16 protein-coding genes are annotated in these 20,895 nt (G+C 64.6%); 7 read left to right on the top strand and 9 right to left on the bottom strand.

Annotated features, from left to right (window positions below):
• Positions 1-29: 29 nt before the first annotated feature.
• The 4 genes from AC5RTB_RS02015 to purH all read right to left on the bottom strand — a co-directional run bounded on the left by AC5RTB_RS02015 (position 30) and on the right by purH (position 7,364).
• A complete protein-coding gene (locus AC5RTB_RS02015; protein WP_494059401.1) occupies positions 30-2,144 on the bottom strand; it encodes a beta strand repeat-containing protein in 2,115 nt (704 codons plus the stop codon).
• A gap of 85 nt (positions 2,145-2,229) precedes the next feature.
• Positions 2,230-3,300: a hypothetical protein gene (locus AC5RTB_RS02010; protein ID WP_494059400.1), complete on the bottom strand. Its 1,071-nt coding sequence runs from the start codon at positions 3,298-3,300 to the stop codon at positions 2,230-2,232.
• A gap of 157 nt (positions 3,301-3,457) precedes the next feature.
• On the bottom strand, positions 3,458-5,677 hold the full coding sequence (locus AC5RTB_RS02005) for an NADP-dependent isocitrate dehydrogenase (RefSeq protein WP_494059399.1): 2,220 nt from the start codon (positions 5,675-5,677) through the stop codon (positions 3,458-3,460).
• 70 nt (positions 5,678-5,747) lie between these two features.
• A complete protein-coding gene (purH, locus tag AC5RTB_RS02000) occupies positions 5,748-7,364 on the bottom strand; it encodes a bifunctional phosphoribosylaminoimidazolecarboxamide formyltransferase/IMP cyclohydrolase (protein WP_494059398.1) in 1,617 nt (538 codons plus the stop codon).
• Between the two features lie 193 nt (positions 7,365-7,557).
• On the opposite strand from purH, the gene AC5RTB_RS01995 reads away from it, so the two are divergent.
• On the top strand, positions 7,558-8,907 hold the full coding sequence (locus AC5RTB_RS01995) for an MFS transporter (protein ID WP_494059397.1): 1,350 nt from the start codon (positions 7,558-7,560) through the stop codon (positions 8,905-8,907).
• Positions 8,908-8,969: 62 nt separating this feature from the next.
• On the top strand, positions 8,970-11,675 hold the full coding sequence (locus AC5RTB_RS01990; protein ID WP_494059396.1) for an alpha-amylase family glycosyl hydrolase: 2,706 nt from the start codon (positions 8,970-8,972) through the stop codon (positions 11,673-11,675).
• A 60-nt stretch (positions 11,676-11,735) separates the two neighbouring features.
• Here AC5RTB_RS01990 and purN read toward each other — a convergent pair whose 3' ends face one another.
• The gene (gene purN / locus AC5RTB_RS01985; protein WP_494059395.1) at positions 11,736-12,317 is read right to left on the bottom strand and encodes a phosphoribosylglycinamide formyltransferase; all 582 of its coding nucleotides are present in this window, start codon (positions 12,315-12,317) and stop codon (positions 11,736-11,738) included.
• A 118-nt stretch (positions 12,318-12,435) separates the two neighbouring features.
• Here purN and AC5RTB_RS01980 point away from each other — a divergent pair, with 118 nt between their 5' ends.
• Positions 12,436-12,918, top strand: a complete 483-nt coding sequence (locus tag AC5RTB_RS01980) for a hypothetical protein (protein WP_494059394.1) — start codon at positions 12,436-12,438, stop codon at positions 12,916-12,918.
• 40 nt (positions 12,919-12,958) lie between these two features.
• Here AC5RTB_RS01980 and AC5RTB_RS01975 read toward each other — a convergent pair whose 3' ends face one another.
• Both AC5RTB_RS01975 and AC5RTB_RS01970 read right to left on the bottom strand, forming a co-directional pair.
• Positions 12,959-14,215: a cell division protein PerM gene (locus tag AC5RTB_RS01975; RefSeq protein WP_494059393.1), complete on the bottom strand. Its 1,257-nt coding sequence runs from the start codon at positions 14,213-14,215 to the stop codon at positions 12,959-12,961.
• Positions 14,216-14,302: 87 nt separating this feature from the next.
• Positions 14,303-15,055, bottom strand: a complete 753-nt coding sequence (locus AC5RTB_RS01970; protein ID WP_494059392.1) for a TSUP family transporter — start codon at positions 15,053-15,055, stop codon at positions 14,303-14,305.
• Between the two features lie 40 nt (positions 15,056-15,095).
• Here AC5RTB_RS01970 and AC5RTB_RS01965 point away from each other — a divergent pair, with 40 nt between their 5' ends.
• The 3 genes from AC5RTB_RS01965 to AC5RTB_RS01955 all read left to right on the top strand — a co-directional run bounded on the left by AC5RTB_RS01965 (position 15,096) and on the right by AC5RTB_RS01955 (position 17,895).
• Positions 15,096-15,725 (top strand): DUF1684 domain-containing protein, encoded by a 630-nt coding sequence (locus AC5RTB_RS01965; RefSeq protein WP_494059391.1) that lies wholly within the window; start codon positions 15,096-15,098, stop codon positions 15,723-15,725.
• 68 nt (positions 15,726-15,793) lie between these two features.
• Entirely contained in the window at positions 15,794-16,984 is a 1,191-nt protein-coding gene (locus tag AC5RTB_RS01960; protein ID WP_494059390.1) for a glycosyltransferase family 4 protein, read from the top strand.
• A gap of 74 nt (positions 16,985-17,058) precedes the next feature.
• The gene (locus AC5RTB_RS01955; protein WP_494059389.1) at positions 17,059-17,895 is read left to right on the top strand and encodes an MSMEG_6728 family protein; all 837 of its coding nucleotides are present in this window, start codon (positions 17,059-17,061) and stop codon (positions 17,893-17,895) included.
• Here the strand turns inward: AC5RTB_RS01955 and AC5RTB_RS01950 are convergent.
• Both AC5RTB_RS01950 and AC5RTB_RS01945 read right to left on the bottom strand, forming a co-directional pair.
• The gene (locus AC5RTB_RS01950) at positions 17,892-18,611 is read right to left on the bottom strand and encodes a PIG-L deacetylase family protein (RefSeq protein WP_494059388.1); all 720 of its coding nucleotides are present in this window, start codon (positions 18,609-18,611) and stop codon (positions 17,892-17,894) included. The genes AC5RTB_RS01955 and AC5RTB_RS01950 overlap by 4 nt on opposite strands.
• A complete protein-coding gene (locus AC5RTB_RS01945; protein WP_494059387.1) occupies positions 18,608-19,138 on the bottom strand; it encodes a ferritin in 531 nt (176 codons plus the stop codon). The genes AC5RTB_RS01950 and AC5RTB_RS01945 overlap by 4 nt, the downstream gene beginning before the upstream one ends.
• 328 nt (positions 19,139-19,466) lie before the next feature.
• Here AC5RTB_RS01945 and AC5RTB_RS01940 point away from each other — a divergent pair, with 328 nt between their 5' ends.
• On the top strand, positions 19,467-20,882 hold the full coding sequence (locus AC5RTB_RS01940; protein ID WP_494059747.1) for a stealth family protein: 1,416 nt from the start codon (positions 19,467-19,469) through the stop codon (positions 20,880-20,882).
• The last annotated feature ends 13 nt before the right edge of the window (positions 20,883-20,895 follow it).

The raw sequence follows: 20,895 nt of genomic DNA, 5'->3' as shown, positions 1-20,895 counted from the left end.
CTGTTACGAGAGGCACCTATTCTGTGCGCTTACGGGCAACCTTTCACCGTTGCGCGCGTTGACCTTCCAGCGCTCAGGGCAAGTCCCGCAGCGATCAGGAGGCCCGCGAACCCAACGAAAAGGAGAAGCGAGCCAGAGCCGGTCTGGGCAAGCTCGCTGAGGTGCGCGGCATGAGGCGTCCCACCTGGTTCCGAAGCGCCGTGAGCAGCAGCAGTCACGATAGTTCCGCTGCTGGCCACAGTAACCACGGCCGGTTCATTGCCTCCAGGAACACCGGCACGGTTACCAGCACCGCCCTGGTCTCCGGTACCCGCAGTCGGACCTTCGGCGCCGCCGCCGATGCCATTGGCATCATCGTCGGACGTTCCAGGTGCGCCGGGCCCACCGGGCACGGCTGGTGCGGCAGGTGCGGCAGGTGCGGCAGGTGCGGCAGGTGCGGCAGGTGCGGCAGGATCGCTGGGTATTGCAGGCTCTTCAGTCGTACCCGGAACAGCAGGAGCACGGCCGGTGTCACCGGGGGTTTCACCGCTAATGCCCGAGCCAGAGCCGCTGGTCGAGGAATCGCCAATCACCGAAACCGCGTTCCCGCCAACATTCACCGGCGCGACGACGTCAAGGTCACCAACAACGTCACCACCAGTGCCCGCACCACCTGACGTCGAACCGTCAGCACCGGAGTCAGAGCCACTGGTGGAGGAATCACCAATCACCGAAACAGCGTTGCCGCCAACATTCACCGGCGCAACCGCGTCAACGTCACCAACAACGTCACCACCAGTGCCAGCACCGCCCGACGTCGAACCGTCAGCACCGGAGTCAGAGCCACTGGTGGAGGAATCGCCAATCACCGAAACCGCGTTGCCGCCAACATTCACCGGAACAACCGCGTCAACGTCACCAAAAACGTCACCACCAGTGCCAGCACCGCCCGACGTCGAACCGTCAGCACCGGAGTCAGAGCCACTGGTGGAGGAATCACCAATCACCGAAACCGCGTTCCCGCCAACATTCACCGGAACAACCGCGTCAACGTCACCAACAACGTCACCACCCATGGCAGCACCGCCCGACGTCGAACCGTCAGCACCGGCATCGGCACCACTGGTCGAGGAATCACCAACCACCGAAACAGCGTTCCCACCAACATTCACCGGAACAACCGCGTCAACGTCACCACCCATGGCAGAACCGCCCGACGTCGAACCGTCAGCACCGGAGTCAGAGCCACTGGTGGAGGAATCGCCAATCACCGAAACCGCGTTCCCGCCAACATTCACCGGAACAACCGCGTCAACGTCACCAACAACGTCACCACCAGTGCCAGCACCGCCCGACGTCGAACCGTCAGCACCGGAGTCAGCGCCACTGGTGGAGGAATCACCAATCACCGAAACCGCGTTCCCGCCAACGTTCACCGGCGCGACGACGTCAAGGTCACCAACAACGTCACCACCCATGGCAGAACCACCTGACGTCGAACCGTCAGCACCGGAGTCAGCGCCACTGGTGGAGGAATCACCAATCACCGAAACCGCGTTCCCGCCAACGTTCACCGGCGCAACCGCGTCAACGTCACCAACAACGTCACCACCAGTGCCAGCACCGCCCGACGTCGAACCGTCAGCACCGGAGTCAGCGCCACTGGTGGAGGAATCACCAATCACCGAAACCGTGTTCCCGCCAACGTTCACCGGCGCGACGACGTCAAGGTCACCAACAACGTCACCCACCAGACGATCACCCGAGGGAACCCCAGCGGGATCACCGCTGAGGGTCACACCGGCTGATGCATCCACACCAATCGAACCCGTATCCCCCACAACGGCGATCAGGTTCCCACTGACGTCCACCGGCGCCACAACTTCGACGCTGGCGGTGACATCACCGACCAGGGTTCCTTCTGAACCGGTCGACTGTGCCGGGACACTGGTGTCCCCGGCAACTGCATCCGATGACGACGACGACCCCTCAGAGGAAGCGTCCCCAATCACCGAGACAGAGTTGCCGCTTACATTCACGGGCGCTACGACATCGCCCAGTACCGCTGTGCCGGTCACATCGGCTGATGCCGCCCCGGCGCCGAGAACGAGAATGCCCCCGGCCAGAAGGAAAACCTTTATTCCTCGTTGTATGCAGATATGCATGATTGTGTCTCCTGATTGAAATTGATGTCACGCCCATGGCGCGACGAGGCCCGTATATGCCGCCACGAGGGCAGCATGGGGCCGATCAATCAGGAGTTGAGCCAGGGTCGAACGCTGGACTTTGCAGCAGCGCGTTGGCTGCCTCGATGAAGTATGGGTTGCCGGAGATCAGCATGATGCTCCAGCCTGGTATTGCGTCAGCTGTCGCCGGGCCACCCGGACCTGCGGTACTCGCAGCAGAACCGGGAGCTGTGGCCGGCAGGGCGCCGCCAGCAGGGTTACCGATTGTGTCTCCGGGCGCAAGCGTGGGCAGTTCCTGCATCGTGAAGTAGGCGCTAACCAACGACGCCCCAGCCGCCTGCGGCAGCAGAACCTGCGTACCAGCATCGCCGGAAGGACTGCGCTCCTCGTCTTCCGAGAGCGCTGACCCGGCAGTTGCGGCCACCACGCTCTCGGTGGCCGCCACCCCAGTGGCTGCCGGCTCCTCGGAAGCACCGCGCGCGGCGGGTTCACCGGCAGTTTCGGAAGAAAGCGGTTCAGGGTCCGCCACCGGAACCACCGGCTCCAGAACTGTCACCGGTTCGGGAACCTCTACGGGAACCGGTACTGCCGGCACCACCGGCGCAACGCCTGAGTCGACGGTTTCAGCAACCGGATCAAGTACTTCGACAACGGGCGTCAGTGATTGCTCGACCGGCGCAAGAACCGGAGCGAGTCCTGAATCAACTGTCTCCAGCACCGGCTGGGTGATGGCTGTGGTTGGGTCGGCAGGAAGCACCTGATTGACCACCGGTACCTGCGATGCTGTCGAATCAACGATCTCAGTCACCGGCGCGACTATTTCCGCGGCGCTGAGGCTCCCGACAACTTCAGGGACGCTTCCGATGAGGTCTGAAACCGACGGCTGAACTGCGCCCGACGTTTCGGGTGCAGGAGCTTCTGGTCCGGACGGAGGAAGATGACCGGCAATGCCCTCGACGGGTGCTGTTGCAGACTCAACCACGGAGGTTACGGGACCGGTGAGAGTGTTATCTGAAACGACGTCGTCCGCGGTCGCTGTACCTGCAGACAGTGCAAGCAAGCCCAAAGCGCCACCAACGCTGATAAGTGAAACGCGCACAGTGGTGGCGATTGATCGGCGAACACGCCCGCTCATCCCCACCCCCACGGTCATTTTCCTACTGGGTTATAGGAAAGCATGCTGACCAATCGGATGTAAACAGCCCACTGACTACTCGGCGATGCGTTTACATACAAAAAGCCCCGCACCTGCGCCGAACGGCGCAGGTGCGGGGCTTCCCAGCAGGCGAGGTTTAGCCCAGAGTCGACAGAACCTCGGTGAATTTCTTCGACGGGCGCATCACGGCCACGACCTTCTCGATGTCAGGGTGGTAGTAGCCGCCGATGTCCACGGGAGATCCCTGGACGGCGAGCAGCTCCGACACGATGGTGTCTTCATTGGAGGTCAGCTGCTCTGCAATCGCGGAGAACGCCGATGCCAGTTCGGCGTCCTCGCTCTGCCCGGCCAGCTCCTTCGCCCAGAACTGCGCCAGGTAGAAGTGGCTGCCGCGGTTGTCGATTTCGCCGACCTTCCGGCTCGGCGACTTGTTCTCCAACAGGAAGGTTGCCGTGGCGCGGTCCAGGGTGTCCGCAAGGATCTGCGCGCGAGCGTTTCCTGCGGTGGTGGCCAGGTGCTCGAAGCTGACAGCGAGCGCAAGGAATTCACCCAGGCTGTCCCAGCGCAAGTGGTTCTCACGGACAAGTTGCTGCACGTGCTTGGGAGCGGAACCGCCCGCACCGGTCTCGAAGAGGCCGCCGCCGTTGATCAGCGGAACGATCGAGAGCATCTTGGCGCTCGTCCCGAGCTCGAGGATCGGGAACAGGTCGGTAAGGTAGTCGCGCAGAACGTTACCGGTGACCGAGATGGTGTCCTCGCCCCGACGGATCCGCTCCAGCGTGAACGCCGTTGCCTTTACCGGCGAGAGGATTTCGAGCTGGAGACCCTCGGTGTCATGCTCCTTGAGGTACTCGTGCACCTTGGCGATGAGATTGGCGTCGTGTGCACGCTCCTCATCCAGCCAGAACACGGCCGGCGTTGCTGATGCCCGCGCACGCGTGACCGCAAGCTTGACCCAGTCGCGGATGGCGATGTCCTTCGTCTGGCACGCGCGCCAGATATCGCCCGGCTCGACGTCGTGCTCGATCAGAACGTTTCCGGAACCGTCGACAACCTGGACCGTGCCCGGCGCGTCGATCTCGAAGGTCTTGTTGTGGCTGCCGTACTCCTCGGCTGCCTGGGCCATGAGGCCGACGTTGGGCACGGTTCCCATGGTGGTGGGATCGAATGCACCGTTCGCACGGCAGTCGTCAATCACTACCTGGTAGATGCCCGCGTAGGAGCTGTCCGGCAGTACCGCAAGGATGTCTGCCTCTTCTCCGTCCGGGCCCCACATGTGGCCTGAGGTGCGGATCATTGCGGGCATGGAGGCGTCCACGATGACGTCGCTGGGCACGTGCAGATTGGTGATTCCCTTGTCGGAGTCCACCATGGCGAGCTTCGGGCCGTCCTCGATGCCCTTGCGGATGGCCGCTTCTACCTCTTCACGGGTTCCCGACGGCAGTTTCTCAAGGCCACTCAGAATGGAGGCAAGACCGTTATTCGGGCTGAGGCCGGCGGCCTGCAACTGCTCACCGTAGGCCGAGAAGACCTCGGGCAGGAACGCACGAACGATGTGACCGAAGATGATCGGGTCAGACACCTTCATCATGGTTGCCTTCAGGTGCGCGGAGAACAGGACGTCCTCGTTCTTTGCCCGCTCCACCTGCGCGGCGAGGAATTCATCCAGCGCCGCTGCCCGCATGACTGTTCCGTCGATGACCTCACCGGCGAGAACCGGGAACGCCTTCTTCAGGACGTTCACGGTGCCGTCCTGGCCTACATGCTGGAGGGTCAGCGAGTCATCCGACTGCATGACGACCGACTCCTCGTTGGACCGGAAGTCGCCGTCGCTCATGGTCGCGACGTTGGTCGTGGAATCCGATGACCAGGCACCCATGGAGTGCGGGTTCTTGCGGGCGTAGTTTTTCACCGACTGGGGGGCGCGGCGGTCGGAGTTGCCTTCGCGGAGCACCGGGTTGACCGCTGAGCCCTTGATCTTGTCGTACCGCGCACGGACGTCGGCTTCCTCGTCGCTTGAGGGGTTGTCCGGGTAATCGGGAAGGGCGTAGCCCTGCCCCTGGAGCTCCGCGACAGCCGCCTTCAGCTGGGGCACGGAGGCGCTGATGTTCGGAAGCTTGATGATGTTGGCTTCGGGCTTGGTGGCCAACTCCCCCAGCTCGGCCAGCGCGTCACCGATGCGCTGATCCTCGGTCAGGTAGTCGCTGAACGTTGCGATGATGCGGCCGGCCAGCGAAATGTCGCGGGTTTCCACCTCCACACCCGCCGTCGACGCGAAAGCCTCGATAATCGGTAGGAACGAATACGTGGCCAGCATCGGCGCTTCGTCGGTGTGGGTATAGATGATTTTAGCCATTGTTAGGCGTCTCCCTGGGGCTCTTCTTTTGCTGAATCTGTTGGTGCTTCAACGTCTCTAACGTACCGGTTTAGTGGAAGAAGTGGCGCGCCCCAGTGAAGTACATGGTGACGCCCGCCGCATTTGCGGCGTCGATAACTTCCTGGTCGCGTACAGACCCTCCCGGCTGGACAACCGCACGTACACCGGCGTCGATCAGTATCTGCAGACCGTCAGCGAACGGGAAGAACGCGTCCGACGCCGCCACCGACCCGCGAGCGCGCTCGCCGCTCTCACCCGCGAGCGTGTTGGCCCGCTCCACCGCGAGCTTGCAGGAATCCAGACGGTTCACCTGTCCCATTCCGACGCCGACGGCGGCACCATCGCGGGCGAGCAGGATTGCGTTGGACTTCGCCGCCCGGCACGCGGTCCAGGCGAAGGCGAGGTCCGCCAGCGTTTCATGATCCGCTGCCTCGCCTGCCGCGAGCGTCCAGTTCTCCGGATTGTCACCGTCGGCGTTTACGGTGTCGGTGACCTGGATAAGGACACCGCCGGAGACCTGGCGAATCTCGGTCGGGTAGCGGTCATAGCCCTCGGGAAGGGCAAGCAGGCGGATGTTCTTCTTCTGGGAGAGGATCTCCACGGCTTCGGGCTCGAATCCGGGAGCGATGACAACCTCGGTGAAGATGTCCTGCACCGTCCGGGCCATGCCGGCAGTCACGGTGCGGTTGGCTGCAATGACCCCGCCGAACGCGGACACCGGATCGCACGCGTGCGCCTTGGCGTGGGCGTCAGCGATGGGGTCAGCGGCGTCAGATGAACCTATAGCCACACCGCACGGGTTGGCGTGCTTGATGATGGCGACGGCCGGCTCACTGAAATCGAAGGCAGCACGCAGGGCGGCGTCGGCGTCGACGAAGTTGTTGTAGCTCATTGCCTTGCCATGCAGCTGGTCAGCCTGTGCAATTCCTACGGGTGCAGCCTTATCGACGTACAGCGCTGCCTGCTGGTGCGGGTTCTCGCCGTAGCGCAGCACTTCGGAGCGCTCCAGCGCGAGGCCGGCGTAGGCAGGCCAGTCGATGACGCCGTCGTCATCTTCGTCCTGGAACTGGGTTGCAGTCCAAGTGGCGACCGCGTTGTCATAGGCAGCGGTGTGCGCGAACGCGCGGGCGGCCAACCGCTGGCGGGTCTTCAGATCGAAACCACCCTCCCCGGCGGCGCGGACAACGTTGCCGTAGAACGACGGATCCACCACGATGCTCACCGCGGCGTGATTCTTCGCGGCGGAGCGCACCATCGCCGGACCGCCGATATCAATCTGCTCGACGACGTCGTCTGCCGAGGCACCCGACCGCACGGTCTCAACGAACGGGTAGAGATTGACCACGACCAGGTCGAAGGCCTCTATCTCCATCTCGGACAGAGTGTCCATATGAGCGGCGACACGGCGGTCAGCGAGGATTCCTCCGTGCACGCGCGGGTGCAGGGTCTTGACCCTGCCGTCGAGCATCTCGGGAGAACCGGTGACTTCCTCGACCTGCTGCACGGGTATGCCTGCTGCAGCGATGGTCTTCGCAGTGGACCCGGTGGATACGATTCGCACGCCGGCGCCATGCAGCCCCTGAGCGAGTTCCTCCAACCCGGTCTTGTCATAGACGGAGATCAGCGCGCGGCGGATCGGAACACGGTCAAGGTTGGTTAGTGTCACGCAGGTCTCCAAAGGAATGAGTGCTGTGGGATCGTCCCCAGTCTAAAACACCGCAGCCTTGAGACCTTCGGCGCCGCAACTCGGTTACGGGCTGTCTGCATCGGCGTAAGCCGCTCGCGGCAGCGGCGGTATGGTGTTCGAGTTATTCGCAACGAGCGAGCCCGCGCCAAGGCGGCGCTGTCAGGACGGAATTTTGAGCACTTCTACCGATCTTCCCACCGGCGACCAGGTGGTTCAGGACCTGCCGTGGCGATGGCGTGTGCAGGGCAAGATCTTCCTGATCGGCGGCCTCGGGTTCATGTTCGACGCCTGGGACGTCACGCTGAATGGCTACCTCATCCCGCTTTTGTCGGAGGAATGGGGACTGACGCGGGGTCAGGCTGCGTGGGTTGGGACCTCCAACCTGATCGGCATGGCCGTGGGTGCTTTCGCGTGGGGCTCAATTGCAGACATCATCGGTCGGAAGAAAGCCTTCACGGCAACGCTGCTGATCTTCTCCATCTTCACAGTGCTCGGTGCGCTGTCCGGGGACCTCGTGTGGTTCTGCATTTTCCGTTTCATCGCGGGCTTCGGTCTGGGCGGGTGTATCCCCGTGGACTATGCACTGGTCGGAGAGTTCGCGCCGCGGAAGCACCGCGGCCGTGTGCTTACCGCCATGGACGGATGGTGGCCCATCGGCGCGGGACTGTGCGGTGTAGTCTCAGCGCTCCTGATTGCGGCGTTCGGTGACTGGCGCTACCTGATGCTGGTCATGGTGCTGCCCGCCCTGCTCGTGTTTTGGGTGCGCCGCTCGGTTCCTGAGTCGCCGCTCTACCTCGTGCAGCGGGGACGAACCGCGGAGGCGAAGCTCGTGATCGACCGGCTCGTTGAGAGCACCGGTGCAACCGTGCGCGAGTGGCGGCTGCCTGCCGCCGTTGATGATCCGCGGCTCACCCTCGGTGGACTGACGGGCCAGTTCACGGCACTCTGGCGCTTCAACTGGCGTATCACCCTCGCCGCCTGGGGCCTGTTCCTGTCGATCCTTCTGGTCTACTACGGCGCCCTGACGTGGATGCCGCAGATCCTCATCGCATCGGGATACCGCCAGTCCGTGGCCTTCCTGACGACGGCAGGCATGACCGGAATCGGGTTCCTCGGGGTCGTTGCTGCCGCGCTGCTCGTTGAGCGGGTGGGAAGGAAGTGGATCCTCGCGGTATCAGGCCCGCTGTCCGCCGTCGTGTTGGTGATCTTCGCCCTGACCGTCGATCTGCCTGCCGTGGCAACCGGGTGGCTGCTGGCATTCGGCTTCACCATTCAGGTGGCGATTCCGGTGCTCTACACGTATGTATCCGAGCTGTACCCCACGGAGCTGCGCGGGTCGGGGTTCGGCTGGGCTTCGACCGTGTCACGGGTGGGTGCAGGTCTCGTGCCGCTGATTTTCGGGTCCCTGCTGTGGCCCTATCTCGGGCTGCCGCTGACCTTCGCGGTCACCGGTTTGCTGGTGCTTGTCGCCGTGCTCTGGATGGCCTTCAACGCACCGGAAACCCGCGGAGCCCGCATTTGATTTGACACCTAAATGTGATCTGAGACACGCTATGAGGGTTCTTCACTCTCCCTGGAGGTCTCATGATTGCCCGCAACGCCACTGCCGTCGTGCTTGCATCCCTGCTCGCCGCCACCGGCACCGCCCTACCCGCACAGGCGAAACCCGCCCCAGCTGACACCGCCGAAGCTCAGCAATCGCTGCGCGCGCCGGTCACAGACGAAAACTTCTACTTCGTGATGGCTGACCGGTTCGCGAACGGCACTACAGCCAACGACGACGGCGGCCTCGGCCCCGACCCGATGGTGTCCGGTTTCGACCCCACCCGAAAAGGCTTCTACAACGGTGGTGACCTCAGGGGCCTGCTGGATCGGCTCGACTACATCGAGGGCCTGGGCACCACCTCCATCTGGCTGACACCCAGCTTCAAGAACAAGGCCGTCCAGCCGGAGGACGCCTCAGCCGGTTACCACGGCTACTGGATTACCGACTTCACGCAGATCGACCCGCACCTCGGCAGCAACGAGGACCTGAAGGCGCTCATCGATGAGGCTCACGCCCGCGGCATGAAGGTCTACTTCGACATCATCACCAACCACACTGCTGACGTCATCGGCTACGAGGAGGGTGCGCGCAAGCCGTACGTCTCCAAGGACGAGGTTCCCTACCGCACCGCAGCCGGGGAACCGTTCGATGACCGCGACGTTGCAGGCAGTGACAGCTTCCCGGCACTCGATCCGTCGGTTTCCTTTCCCTACCAGCCGGTGCTGGAACCGGGCGAGGAAGACCTGAAGGTTCCGGACTGGCTCAACGACCCCACGCTCTACCACAACCGTGGTGACACAACCTTCGCCGGTGAGGACGCCTACTACGGCGACTTCTTCGGCCTGGACGATCTCTTCACCGAGCACCCGGTCGTGGTGGACGGTATGAAGGACATCTACCAGACCTGGATTGCCGACTTCGGCGTCGACGGTTTCCGCATCGACACGATGAAGCACGTCAATGACGAGTTCTGGCAGGAATTCGGACCTGACGTCCTCCAGTTCGCCCATGAGCAGGGCAAGAGCGAGTTCTTCATGTTCGGGGAGGTGTACGACACCACGAAGGACTTCACCTCGCAGTACACCACCCGCAACTCCATGCAGTCCGTGCTCGACTTCCCGTTCCAGGACGCTGCCCGCAGCTTCGCCTCCCGCGGTGCCGACGCACGGCAACTGGAGCAGTTCTTCATCGGCGACGACTGGTACACCGATGCCGACTCCAACGCGTACAGCCTCCCCACCTTCCTGGGCAACCACGACATGGGCCGCATCGGCGGGTTTGTCGCCGCAGACAACCCCGATGCCGCGGAGGATGAACTGCTTGCCCGCGATGAACTGGCGCATGAGCTCATGTACTTCTCGCGCGGCAACCCCGTCATCTACTACGGCGACGAGCAGGGCTTCACGGGTCCGGGCGGCGACCAGGATGCCCGCCAGACCCTGTTCGCCAGTCAGGTGCCCGACTACCTTGACGATGACCTCCTGGGCACTGAGGCAACCCACGCGCAGGACAACTTCGACACAGAGCACCCGCTGTACCAGACCGTCAGCAGCCTCGCAACGATCACCGGGGACCACCCGGCGCTGCGCAACGGAGCACACCAGCACCGTTACGCGTCCGAAGGAGCCGGAATCTACGCCTTCTCGCGGATCGACACCGAGCGCCAACGCGAGTACGTCGTCGCGCTGAACAACAGCGAGGAAGCACAGACCGCCGAAGTCCCGACCTACATGCCCTCACGGACGTTCAAGTCGATCTACGGCGAGGGAGAGAACCGGGTGAAGTCGGCGCGGAACGGCAATATCACCGTCACCGTTCCGCCGCTGTCTGCCGTCGTCTATGAAGCATCCGGCCGCATTCCGGCGTCGAAGGACGCACCCGGGATCAGTCTCACCCAGCCGGCCCCGACGGCAGACGACAACGGGCGCATGCTCGTTAAAGCCGACGTCGACGGTTCCTCCTTCTACCAGGTTTCCTTCGAAGCGCGCACGGCGGGCGGGGACTGGACTCCGATTGGAACTGACGACAACGCGCCGTACCGCGTCTTCCATGACGTCGCCGCTCTTGATCCCGGCACGCCGCTCGAGTACCGCGCTGTCGTTCTGGACAACAGGGGCCACACCGCCGGCAGCGGCGTCGTGGCCGCTGAAGCCCCCGCACCGGTCGTCACCCTGCAGGCACCGGAGGAAGACGGCCGCGTACGCGATTCGGTGGAGCTGAGCGCTGTGGCGGACCCGGAGAAGGCTACCCATGTGGTGTCCTTCGAGCGCAGCGTGGACGGCGGCGAGTGGGAGCAGATCGGTTCCGACAGCTCCTCCCCCGCATACACCCTGACCGATGACATCTCAGCCCTCGGCCTGCCTCATGACACGCAGCTGCAGTACCGGGCGGTGCTCGGTGGGTCGGTCAGCAATGTACGGACGGTCACCGTCGGCGAGCCCGAGGTTGTGCAGCCCGGCGCTGTGTCCGTGCCCGGCAGCCTCAACTCCGAGATGGGTTGCGCGGCTGACTGGCTGCCCGATTGCGACCTGGCGCAGATGACGCTCGGCGAGGACGGCCTGTGGCGGCTCACAGTGGACCTCGTTGCCGGCACCTACCAGTACAAGGCAGCGATCAACAAGGGCTGGGATGAGAACTACGGGGAGGGCGGCGTCCGCAACGGCGGCAACCTGAGCCTTGTGCACGACGGCGGCCCGGTCACATTCACCTACGACCACCGCACGCACATCATCACCGTGGAGTAAGTTCCCTGCTCCTCCGGCGTCGAGTCGGCGGGGATGACCGGCTTTCCTGCGGGATTCCAGTCATTTCCGCCGGCTCGACGGCGTTAGGGCGAGATCGCGGAGGGTCTCAATGAGCAAGGCCCGCTCCTGGACCTTGATGCGTTCGTGGAGGGTGTCCTCGGTATCGTCATCGAGAACCGGCACCGCCACCTGCGCGAGGATGGGACCCGTGTCCACCCCGGCGTCGGCGATCATCACCGTGCAACCGGTGACCTTCACACCGTAGGCAAGCGCGTCGCGTACTCCGTGGGCACCGGGAAAGCTGGGAAGCAGAGCCGGGTGCGTGTTGAGGTACCGGTTGGGAAACCGGTCGAGGAAGCTCTGATCCACGATTCGCATGAACCCCGAGGAGATGACGTAATCGGGTTCGAAAGCGGCCGTGCGCTCGGTCAGTTCCGCATTCCACTCCGCACGGCTGCCGTACTGCTTGAAATCCACCACGAAGGTGGGGATGCCCGCTGCCGCAGCCCGTTCCACCCCGTAGGTTCCCGGCCTGTCCGCGCCGACGGCAGCAATCTCCACCGGCAGATTCCCGGCCTGCACGGCGTCGATCACCGCCTGCAAATTGGAGCCTGTGCCGGAAACGAGGACAACGATGCGCATGCATCCAAGCCTACTGGCCGAGAGACCCGCGCCGGGGCGAAGCGGGGTGTGGGAGGGCCCGGAGGCGCTACTTGCCGGTGTGGACGCGGTGGCACTGCCACTGTTCTAGGGTTGAAGCATGAAGAAACGCCCTTCCTCCGATCCTGCGGCAAGGCCTGCAAAGCCGTCGCAGCAGTCTCCACCGCCGTCGGAGAAGGAGATCGCGTCGACCCGCACCCTGCTGCGCGCCTTCATCCTTCTACTCTTTGGCTCCCTCCTAGGCTCGAACTTTCCGCTGCCGTGGAAGGTGCTCGGGCTCGTCTTTGCGCTGGCTGCCCTGACCGTCGGCATCATCGCAATGGTGGGAGTAGTGCGGCAGAAGGCCCCCGCCCTGGTTCGGATGTCGACGACGGTAGGCCTGATTGCCGCGCTCATGCTGACCATCGGCACCGGTGCCGCCATTGCGCTCTGGCCCATCACGGAGCGCTATGAGAAATGCATGGCAACAGCGCTCACGTCCAAGGCGCAGCAGCAGTGCGAAGACGACCTGCGTAACCTCAGCGGCCTGCTGGAGCCGCGTTCGCTCACCTCCGACCAGGAAAGCCGCTGGTCGACGTCCTAGCGTCCTAACAGCGACAGCGATCCCCGGAACAGGCGGGCGGCTACTGCCGCTCCCGCTCCAGCAGCGGACCGGCCGCATAACCGACGACGACGCCGACGCCCACTTCCGCAGCGATCCACAGTCCAGCCCACAGCGGGTCCGGACCGATATCGACGAAGCGGCCAACGCCTACGGAGGCGCGGGAAAGGAGTGCGAGCACGGCCGTGCCTGCTCCGGCCAGCACTCCTACGAACAATCCGAGCGCAAGGGTTGATCCCGCCGCGGTGAACCAGCGTGTATCCACCTTCAGTTGAAGCCACTCATCAAAATGGTTTTCACCCTCGCGGAAGAACCACCAGCCGGCCAGTATGCCCGCCACAACCGGCAGCGCGAGCGCGGCCATCCCGTAGTCGAGCGGGCCGGACGGAACGGCTCCAAGGATGGGCAGCGCCGGAAGCGGTCCGGCAGTCGTCGCCAGCGGGCTGATGGAGCTTCCGGTTCCCAGGGCGAACCCGGCGCCGGAAGACCAGGCAAGTGTCCAGACCGCGAGGTTGGGGAGGAAGCCCAGTTGACCGATGGTGACGACGGCGCCGCCTACTATGCCCGCATCCAGCCTCTGGTAGATGGTGGCGATTGCGGCCCAGTGAAGCGCCAGCGTCACAGCGAGCAGGAGTGCAGACAGGCCCAGCGCGGAGATCACGGCAAGGCACGCCGCACGCACCGCAGACCACACATAGGATCCCGCCCACCGGGAGTGCTGGCTTGTGGTGGCGATCCACTCCACCAGGTCCACGCCGATCAGGCGCCCCCACGATCCGGCCTCACGGTACGCGCCGATGATCAGGCCTGCTCCGGCCGCGATGAGCGGCACACAGGCGCCGGCCGCAAGCGGTGCCGAGGTGGCGCCGTCGTCCGCCAGGTAGGCGGCGCCGACACCGACAAGGGCATAGACGGCCAGAGCTCCGAGGAGTGCCTGCCACAGCTGGTCCGTGTAGGAAGCGCGTGCCAGGCGTCGGCCCGCGCGCCAGGCGAGGAGGAACGGAATGAGCGTCAATCCGAGGGGAACCGTCCACAAAAGGCCGATACCGCCGTCGGGAAGTGCGAGGTGAAGCGGCACACCGTGCAGCACCAGCCAGGCCTGGGCAGCGAGCTGCAGTGTTCCGGTCGCGTCACGTCCGGCGAACCCGCCCGTCAGCCACACTGCGCCGAGAGGGACCAGGACGATCAGCGCGGAGATCACCGCAGCCTGTCCCAGTTCGAAGACGCCCTGCAGCCACAGGGGCATAGGCAGCGCACGGAGCTTTGTGGGGAGTTTCATCCCCTCCATCGTGCCATCGGCGGCGGCACCAGCCTCTGAACGACTCGGCGAGGTAGCTCACGCTCGAGCCCGGCGAGCGCCTGAGGCTCAGGCAAGCAGCTCGACGAGACCCTTGATCAGTGCCGTTGCCGCGCCGAGGAAGGCGATGACGATGACGGCGAAGCGGGCGTGGCGATCATGGATATACGAAGCCAGCCGCTCCGCCGTGAAGATTCCGATGACGATCGACACCGGGATGAGAAACCACATCCAGGTCTCCAGCGGGGGCACCTGGCCGGGGTCGATGAGGAGCTTCACAAGCACCGTGACCGAATTGACCACGGCGAAGAACGGCTGAAGCGTTGCGGCGAAGGAGCGTTGCGGCCACCGGGCCATCAACGCATATGCGCTGATGGCAGGCCCGCCGACGCCCGCCATGGAGTTGGTCAGGCCCCCCGTGAAACCGGCTACGACTTTAGAGCGGTTCCCGGTGGCCACCACCGAGGAGCGCTGGAGCAGGAGCGAGACAGTGAGTCCGGTGAGCACCACGGCGCCGACCGTCGCCGCGAGCGGCGCGCTCGGCAGCGCGGCGGCCGCGAATGAGCCGCCCACTGAACCAAACACTGCGGAAATGGCAAGCCAGCGGAACATGCTCCAGTCAATGTTCTTCCACACCCGCGGAACAATGAGGGTGGCCGACACCACGCTGCAGATGTTGACCAGGAGGATGCCCTCGTGCGGGCCGAGGATCAATACCAGAAACGGCGAAACCAGCAGCGCGAACCCCAGCCCGGCGATGCGCTGGGCGACTGCTCCCACCACAATGAGGCCGAGCACCAGGATGAACAGCGCGATTGTCACCCTAGATACAGTACGTCGGGCAACAGTTACGCTGGTGTCCATGTCGCATGCAGCAACAGCCCTGGACACCGCTGATTGGCGCCGTCAGGTGTTCGCGCTATACCAGGAAGTCCGTGATGCGGCGGCCGCTGGTTCTCCCGCGCTTGCCCACGCCCACTGGCGCACCGGCCGCGACAGACTTTTCTCCGGCCACCCGGCGTCACCGCTTTCTCCCTCGGTACAGCAGGGTTTCGCCGGCCTGAGCGTCGCGCCTTACAACGCGGACTTCCGCTTCGAGGCTGACATAGACGACGACGGCGCCGGCCAACTCATGGAGGTGCCCTCGGGTACCGACGGAGTGGTGCCGTTCGAACGGCTCGGCACCGCGGCGCTCGACGGCGTCGGCCGCCTCGCGCTGTGGCGGCTGAGGTCCTACGGCGGCGGGCTGTTCCTTCCGCTCCGTGATGGCTCATCCGGTGTAGAGGGCGGAAGCTACGGCGGCGGCCGGTACGTGCTCGACACCATCAAGGGTGCGCACCTCGGCGAGCGCGGCGGACGCCTGATCGTGGACCTGAATTTCGCCTACAACCCGTCGTGTGCCTATGACGAGGCTTGGGCGTGCCCGCTCCCCGGAACCGACAACCGGCTCGAGGCTTCCCTGCCGGTCGGCGAGCTGTACACCGCCTACTGAGCCAGAGTTCACCCGGGCGCAACCTCCCGCTCGCCGCGTGCACAGACCGCGGTGCCAGCATCGGTGGCGTGAGAGTTGCCGTGGTTGCCGAATCGTTCCTTCCGCACATGAACGGGGTGACCCACTCCCTGTTGAAGGTGCTGGCCCACCTCCGAAGCCGGGGTGATGACGTGCTCGTGATCGCGCCGTCGTCGTCGTGGTTGGACAAAACCGGGTCCCCGGGAAATGAAGCGCCCGCCTCGGTGGAGGGCTTCCCCGTGGTCACGCTGCCGTCGGTTCCGCTGACGGGCTACGCAAATGTGCGGCTCGCGGCCGGGACCGTGGCCAGGGTGCGGCGGATCCTCGCCGACTTCGCGCCCGACGTCGTCCATGTGGCCTCCCCCTTCGTGCTGGGCTGGCGCGCGGTGCAGGCGTCCGCGCAGCTGGGCCTGCCAACCGTGTCCGTGTACCAGACGGAGATTCCTGCCTACGCCGCCCGGTACGGTGTGCCGTGGCTGGAGAACATGCTGTGGCAGCGCGTCGAGAACATTCATCAAGCGTCGACGCTGACGCTCGCGCCGTCGTCGTTCGCGCTGAACCAGCTCGACTCGCGGGGAATCCCCCGGCTGCGGCTCTGGCGCCGCGGTGTTGACACCGCACGATTCACGCCTGCCAAGCGCGACGACGACTGGCGCCGCAGTGTCCTGGCGGGACGGACGTCCCGCTCGAAGATCATCGGCTACGTCGGCCGGCTTGCAGCCGAGAAACAGGTCGAGGACCTCGCAGGCCTCGACGCCATCCCGGGGACGAAGCTGGTGATCATCGGGTCGGGGCCGGCGAAGGAGTCGCTCCAGCAGAAACTTCCCGGCGCGCACTTCGCAGGGTTTCAGTCCGGGGACGCGCTGGCGCGGATGATGGCGTCCTTCGACATCTTCGTCCATCCGGGCGAATCGGAGACGTTCTGCCAGACCATCCAGGAGTCGATGGCGTCAGGAGTTCCGGTTGTCGCCGTGGGGCGCGGCGGGCCGCTGGACCTGGTGGATTCGTCCAGGACCGGCTGGCTGTATCCGCCGCGTGAACTGGACCAGCTTCACGCCGGGGTCATGGACCTGCTGGGTGATGACACGAAACGTCGGGCCTTCGGCCGCGCGGCCTACTCCGCGGTCCAGGGCCGTACGTGGCCGGTACTATGCGAGCAGCTTCTGTCCTACTACACGGAGGCAATGGAGGTGCACCGCCGGACGCCGGTGAGCCGGCGCGGCACCTACGCCCTCCGCTAAGGGGCCCGGCAGAGCAGGCAAACGAGGTATCACACGCCAGGAAGCGGGCTTGGCGAATGTGGCACACTGGCCGCATGCAGACCTTCCTGCCCTATCCCGACTTCGCCGCCAGCGCCGCCGTACTTGATCAGGCCAGGCTCGGCAAGCAGCGGGTTGAGACACTGCAGATCCTGCGTGCCCTGGTTCTGCCCGACTACGGCTGGCGCAGCCATCCGGTTACCAGGATGTGGATGGGATACGTACCCGCGCTCACTGTCTACGGGCTGGCGATGGTCCAGGAGTGGGTCTCGCGCGGTCACGCTGACAGCACGGCGGCGCTGATCAGCGAGTTCGCCCCCGATTCCGCCGCAGCGTTCCAGGCGGGCACGGGACCCGAACCTGCCCTTCCCCCGTGGGTCGGGAACCCTGAGGTCCATCTGAGTCATCAGTCGAACCTCATCCAGAAGGCGCCCGGGTTCTACCGGGAACGTTTCCCGGGCGTCCCCGAGGACCTGCCCTACTCCTGGCCGGAGCCGGAGCTTGAACTCATCCCGGTCGAGCCGATCGGTGAGCGGCTCTGGATCTGGCACGGTCCCCTGGACACCTCCGACGGCGATGCGCTGCTCCTTCCCGGACACCCGCCGGCCGGCCGCGCCGTGCCGAAGTGGTCCCGCCAGTACGCCGCCTTCACTGAACTTGCCCGCGAAGGGGATGCCGCCGCCGTCGTGGTGGAGGGCGGTGCCCGCCTGCAACGCGGCACGCTCGGTCCGCTGACCATCGAGAACGCCGCGGACGACGACGACGCACCGGGAACGGCGCGTCGCCCCATCTCCCTCTCGGGCTGGCTGCGGCGGAGCGACTTTGAGTATCCGGCGCTGCTGCAGGATCCCCGCCGCTTTTATGCGGTCGAGGCAATGGCTACAAGGGGTTAGCTGTACGGGAGGCCGTACAGCTCGAAGCCGACCGCAGGGCCCCCTTTGCCTCCGGAGTTCCGGCTCGTGGCAGAGCGGACCTGCTCGGTGGCCTGTTCCTCCACCGGCCGGCTGTCCAGGGCTTGCAGGTACTTCGAGTGCGCGGCCAGGGACAGGATGGCTTTCTCAACGCTTTGCTCGCTGACCGGCATGGCATGCGTCGGATTCATGCTCAGGATGGCAGTCCATTTCACCTGGTGTCGCGGGCCCTCCAGATCTGGAAAGATCCATTCGTTGGCCGCGTCTGAGACGGCGTTCAGGACCGACCTGCCCAGCGCCCGGTGATCCTCCGAGTTCCACATTCCCGGTCCCCACGTGTCGCCATGGTTCAGCGTCACGATGCCGTCGGGCCGGTGCCGGCGGATGGCCCCTGCCAGATCGCGGCGAAGATCCAGTGACTCCGTCAGGCGCCCGTCCGGGTAGTCAAGGAATTCCAGAACGTCGACACCTACCCGGTCACACGCCGTGCGCTGCTCGCCCTCACGCAACGGCCCGCTCTCCTGCGGCGGGAGCCCCGCAATCCCGGCCTCACCACGCGTTGCCAGCACATAGCGGACCTCCTTGCCCTGGGAGATCCATTCGGCCACCGCGGCGGAGGTGCCGTACTCAGGGTCGTCCGGGTGTGCCATGAGCACAAGCGCACGCTGCCAGTCAGTCGGGAATGGCCTCAGAGTCACAGGGCGCCTCCGGCCGTGGGCGGCATATTCGGGTCCTTGCCTGCGTCGCCAACGGTTTCGCGGGCAAGGTAGTTCTCGACGTCGAACAGGTTGTCCGCTCGCTCAACGATGGCCAGGAGGGTGGACATGGAGGCGACCTCCTCCACCTGTTCCTTCAGGAACCAGAGCATGAACTGTTCCCCGAGTGCGTCGGTCTGTGCCCGGGCCTGGGCGAACATCGCCTCGATATCGGCGGTCACCTGCTTCTCCTGGGACAGGGCGAGCGCGATCGGCTCGACGACGGACGTGAAGTCATTCTTCACCGGTTCCACGCCCGGGATCCGCACATCGTGGCCCCGGTCAAGCATGTACTGAACCATCATCAGGGCGTGGTTCCGCTCCTCCAGCGACTGCCTGTAGAAGTGCGCGGCGAGGCGCGGCAGATCCTGTCCGTCGAACCACACTGCGATCGCCAAGTACTGTTGCGAAGCCGCAAACTCGTTTCCAATCTGCCGGCTCAACAGTGCAGTGAAAGTCACGTCTGCCATGGTGTCCTCCTTTGCAAGGCACCCGCGTGAGGTGCGTCAGGATAGGTCGGGGTCCCTCTAGGCAGGCTTATCATTGGAGCAGCAGCCGTGCAAGCAATCTGCGAATGCACCGGCATCACCGCCTTTGTGACAACCGTTGGAGGATCCCATTACAGATACTGCCGCCCAGCATGATGTGTACTTCGGCGCCCCGGAAGCCGAGAATGACACCGAGCTGCTCGAGTCCGCCTCCAGCGCTGCCGTTGCCAGACTGAGCGACCGCGATGACATCACCACAGTCAAGCGGAGATTCGCCCTCATCAACACGGATACAACGCCGCACCAGGCAATGGTGGAAGACCTGCTGTTTGTCCGGGAGGCGCTGGAGCGCGCCGGCATCGAGTACCTGCTGGTCCGCGGCAATGATGAACGCCCCGTCGTCGCGGTTGACCTGAAACACCGCGAGCGGCTGCGGGAGGCACTCGTGGAGGCGTGCCGCAACGAGCCGTTCTACTCGCGCACCGTGGACACGAAGCGGCGGACCACGCTGCTGGTGGCTGACGGCGCCCTCTCCCCGAGCGAGAAGGCCCGGATCTTCCGGTTGTTCCGTCCCCGGATCGAACCGATCGGCGGACTGACGTTCGGTCCTTCTGCAGGTGTGCAGATCGAACTCTGGTCCCTCGACGGTGACCGCATCGAGCTTCCCATGGAGAACTCCCTCACGCGGCGCACCCTGCCCTCGAATGAAGTGGTGCGCGGCTCCGTAACCCGCCACGGGCTGGTCTGGCCGACGATCGACAACATGTTCGCGGACCACGCGACGGACATCGATTTCGAGATCGACCTGGTCTTCACCTGGGTCGACGGAAGTTCACCCGAGTACCTGGCAGCACGGGCTGCCCGCATGAAGAACGCCGTCGTGGGCGAGGGAGATGATCACGAGGCGCGGTACCGCCAGATCAACGAACTCAAGTACGCGCTGCGTTCCGTCTACATGTTTGCGCCCTGGATCCGCCGCATCTTCATCGCCACAGACTCGGAGCGTCCGGAATGGCTGGCGGACCACCCATCGGTGACGCTGGTCCCTTCCGAGGAGCACTTCAAGGACCCATCAGTACTGCCGACCTACAACTCGCAGGCGGTCGAGTGCCAGCTGCACCATATCCCGGACCTGTCCGAGTACTTCCTCTACTCCAATGACGACATGTTCTTCGGACGCCCGGTGGGACCGGACATGTTCTTCTCCCCCGGCGGCATCACGAAGTTCATTCAGGCGGACACGCGCATTGGGCTCGGCGAGAACGACGCCGAAAGGAGCGGATTCGAAAACGCTGCCCGTGTGAACCGTCGGCTCCTCCACGAGCGCTTCGGGCGGATCACCACACGCCATCTCGAGCACACGGCGGCTCCGTTGCGCAAGAGCGTTCTGATCGAGATGGAAAACGAGTTCGAGGCCGAGTTCGCGGCGACGGCCGCGTCCAAGTTCCGCGCCAAGGACAACATCTCCGTCACCAATTCGCTGTACCACTACTACGCCCTATTGACCGGCCGTGCCGTGACACAGGAATCGGCGAGAGTGAAGTACATCGATACCACCATGCGCTCCGGGCTGCGAAAGCTTCACAAGCTGCTGGACAAGCGCAATATGGACCTGTTCTGCCTCAATGACGGCAGTTTCCCGGAGATCCCGGCCGAGGAGCGTGCGCATGCTGTCACGGACTTCCTGGAGAAGTACTTCCCGGTGAAGGCTCCCTGGGAGAAATAGGCGGAGAAGCCGG

This window comes from Arthrobacter sp. M71 S08 (assembly GCF_059089725.1).
Note: the sequence above shows the minus strand (reverse complement) of the source record. Positions and strands in the feature narration are given on the sequence as shown.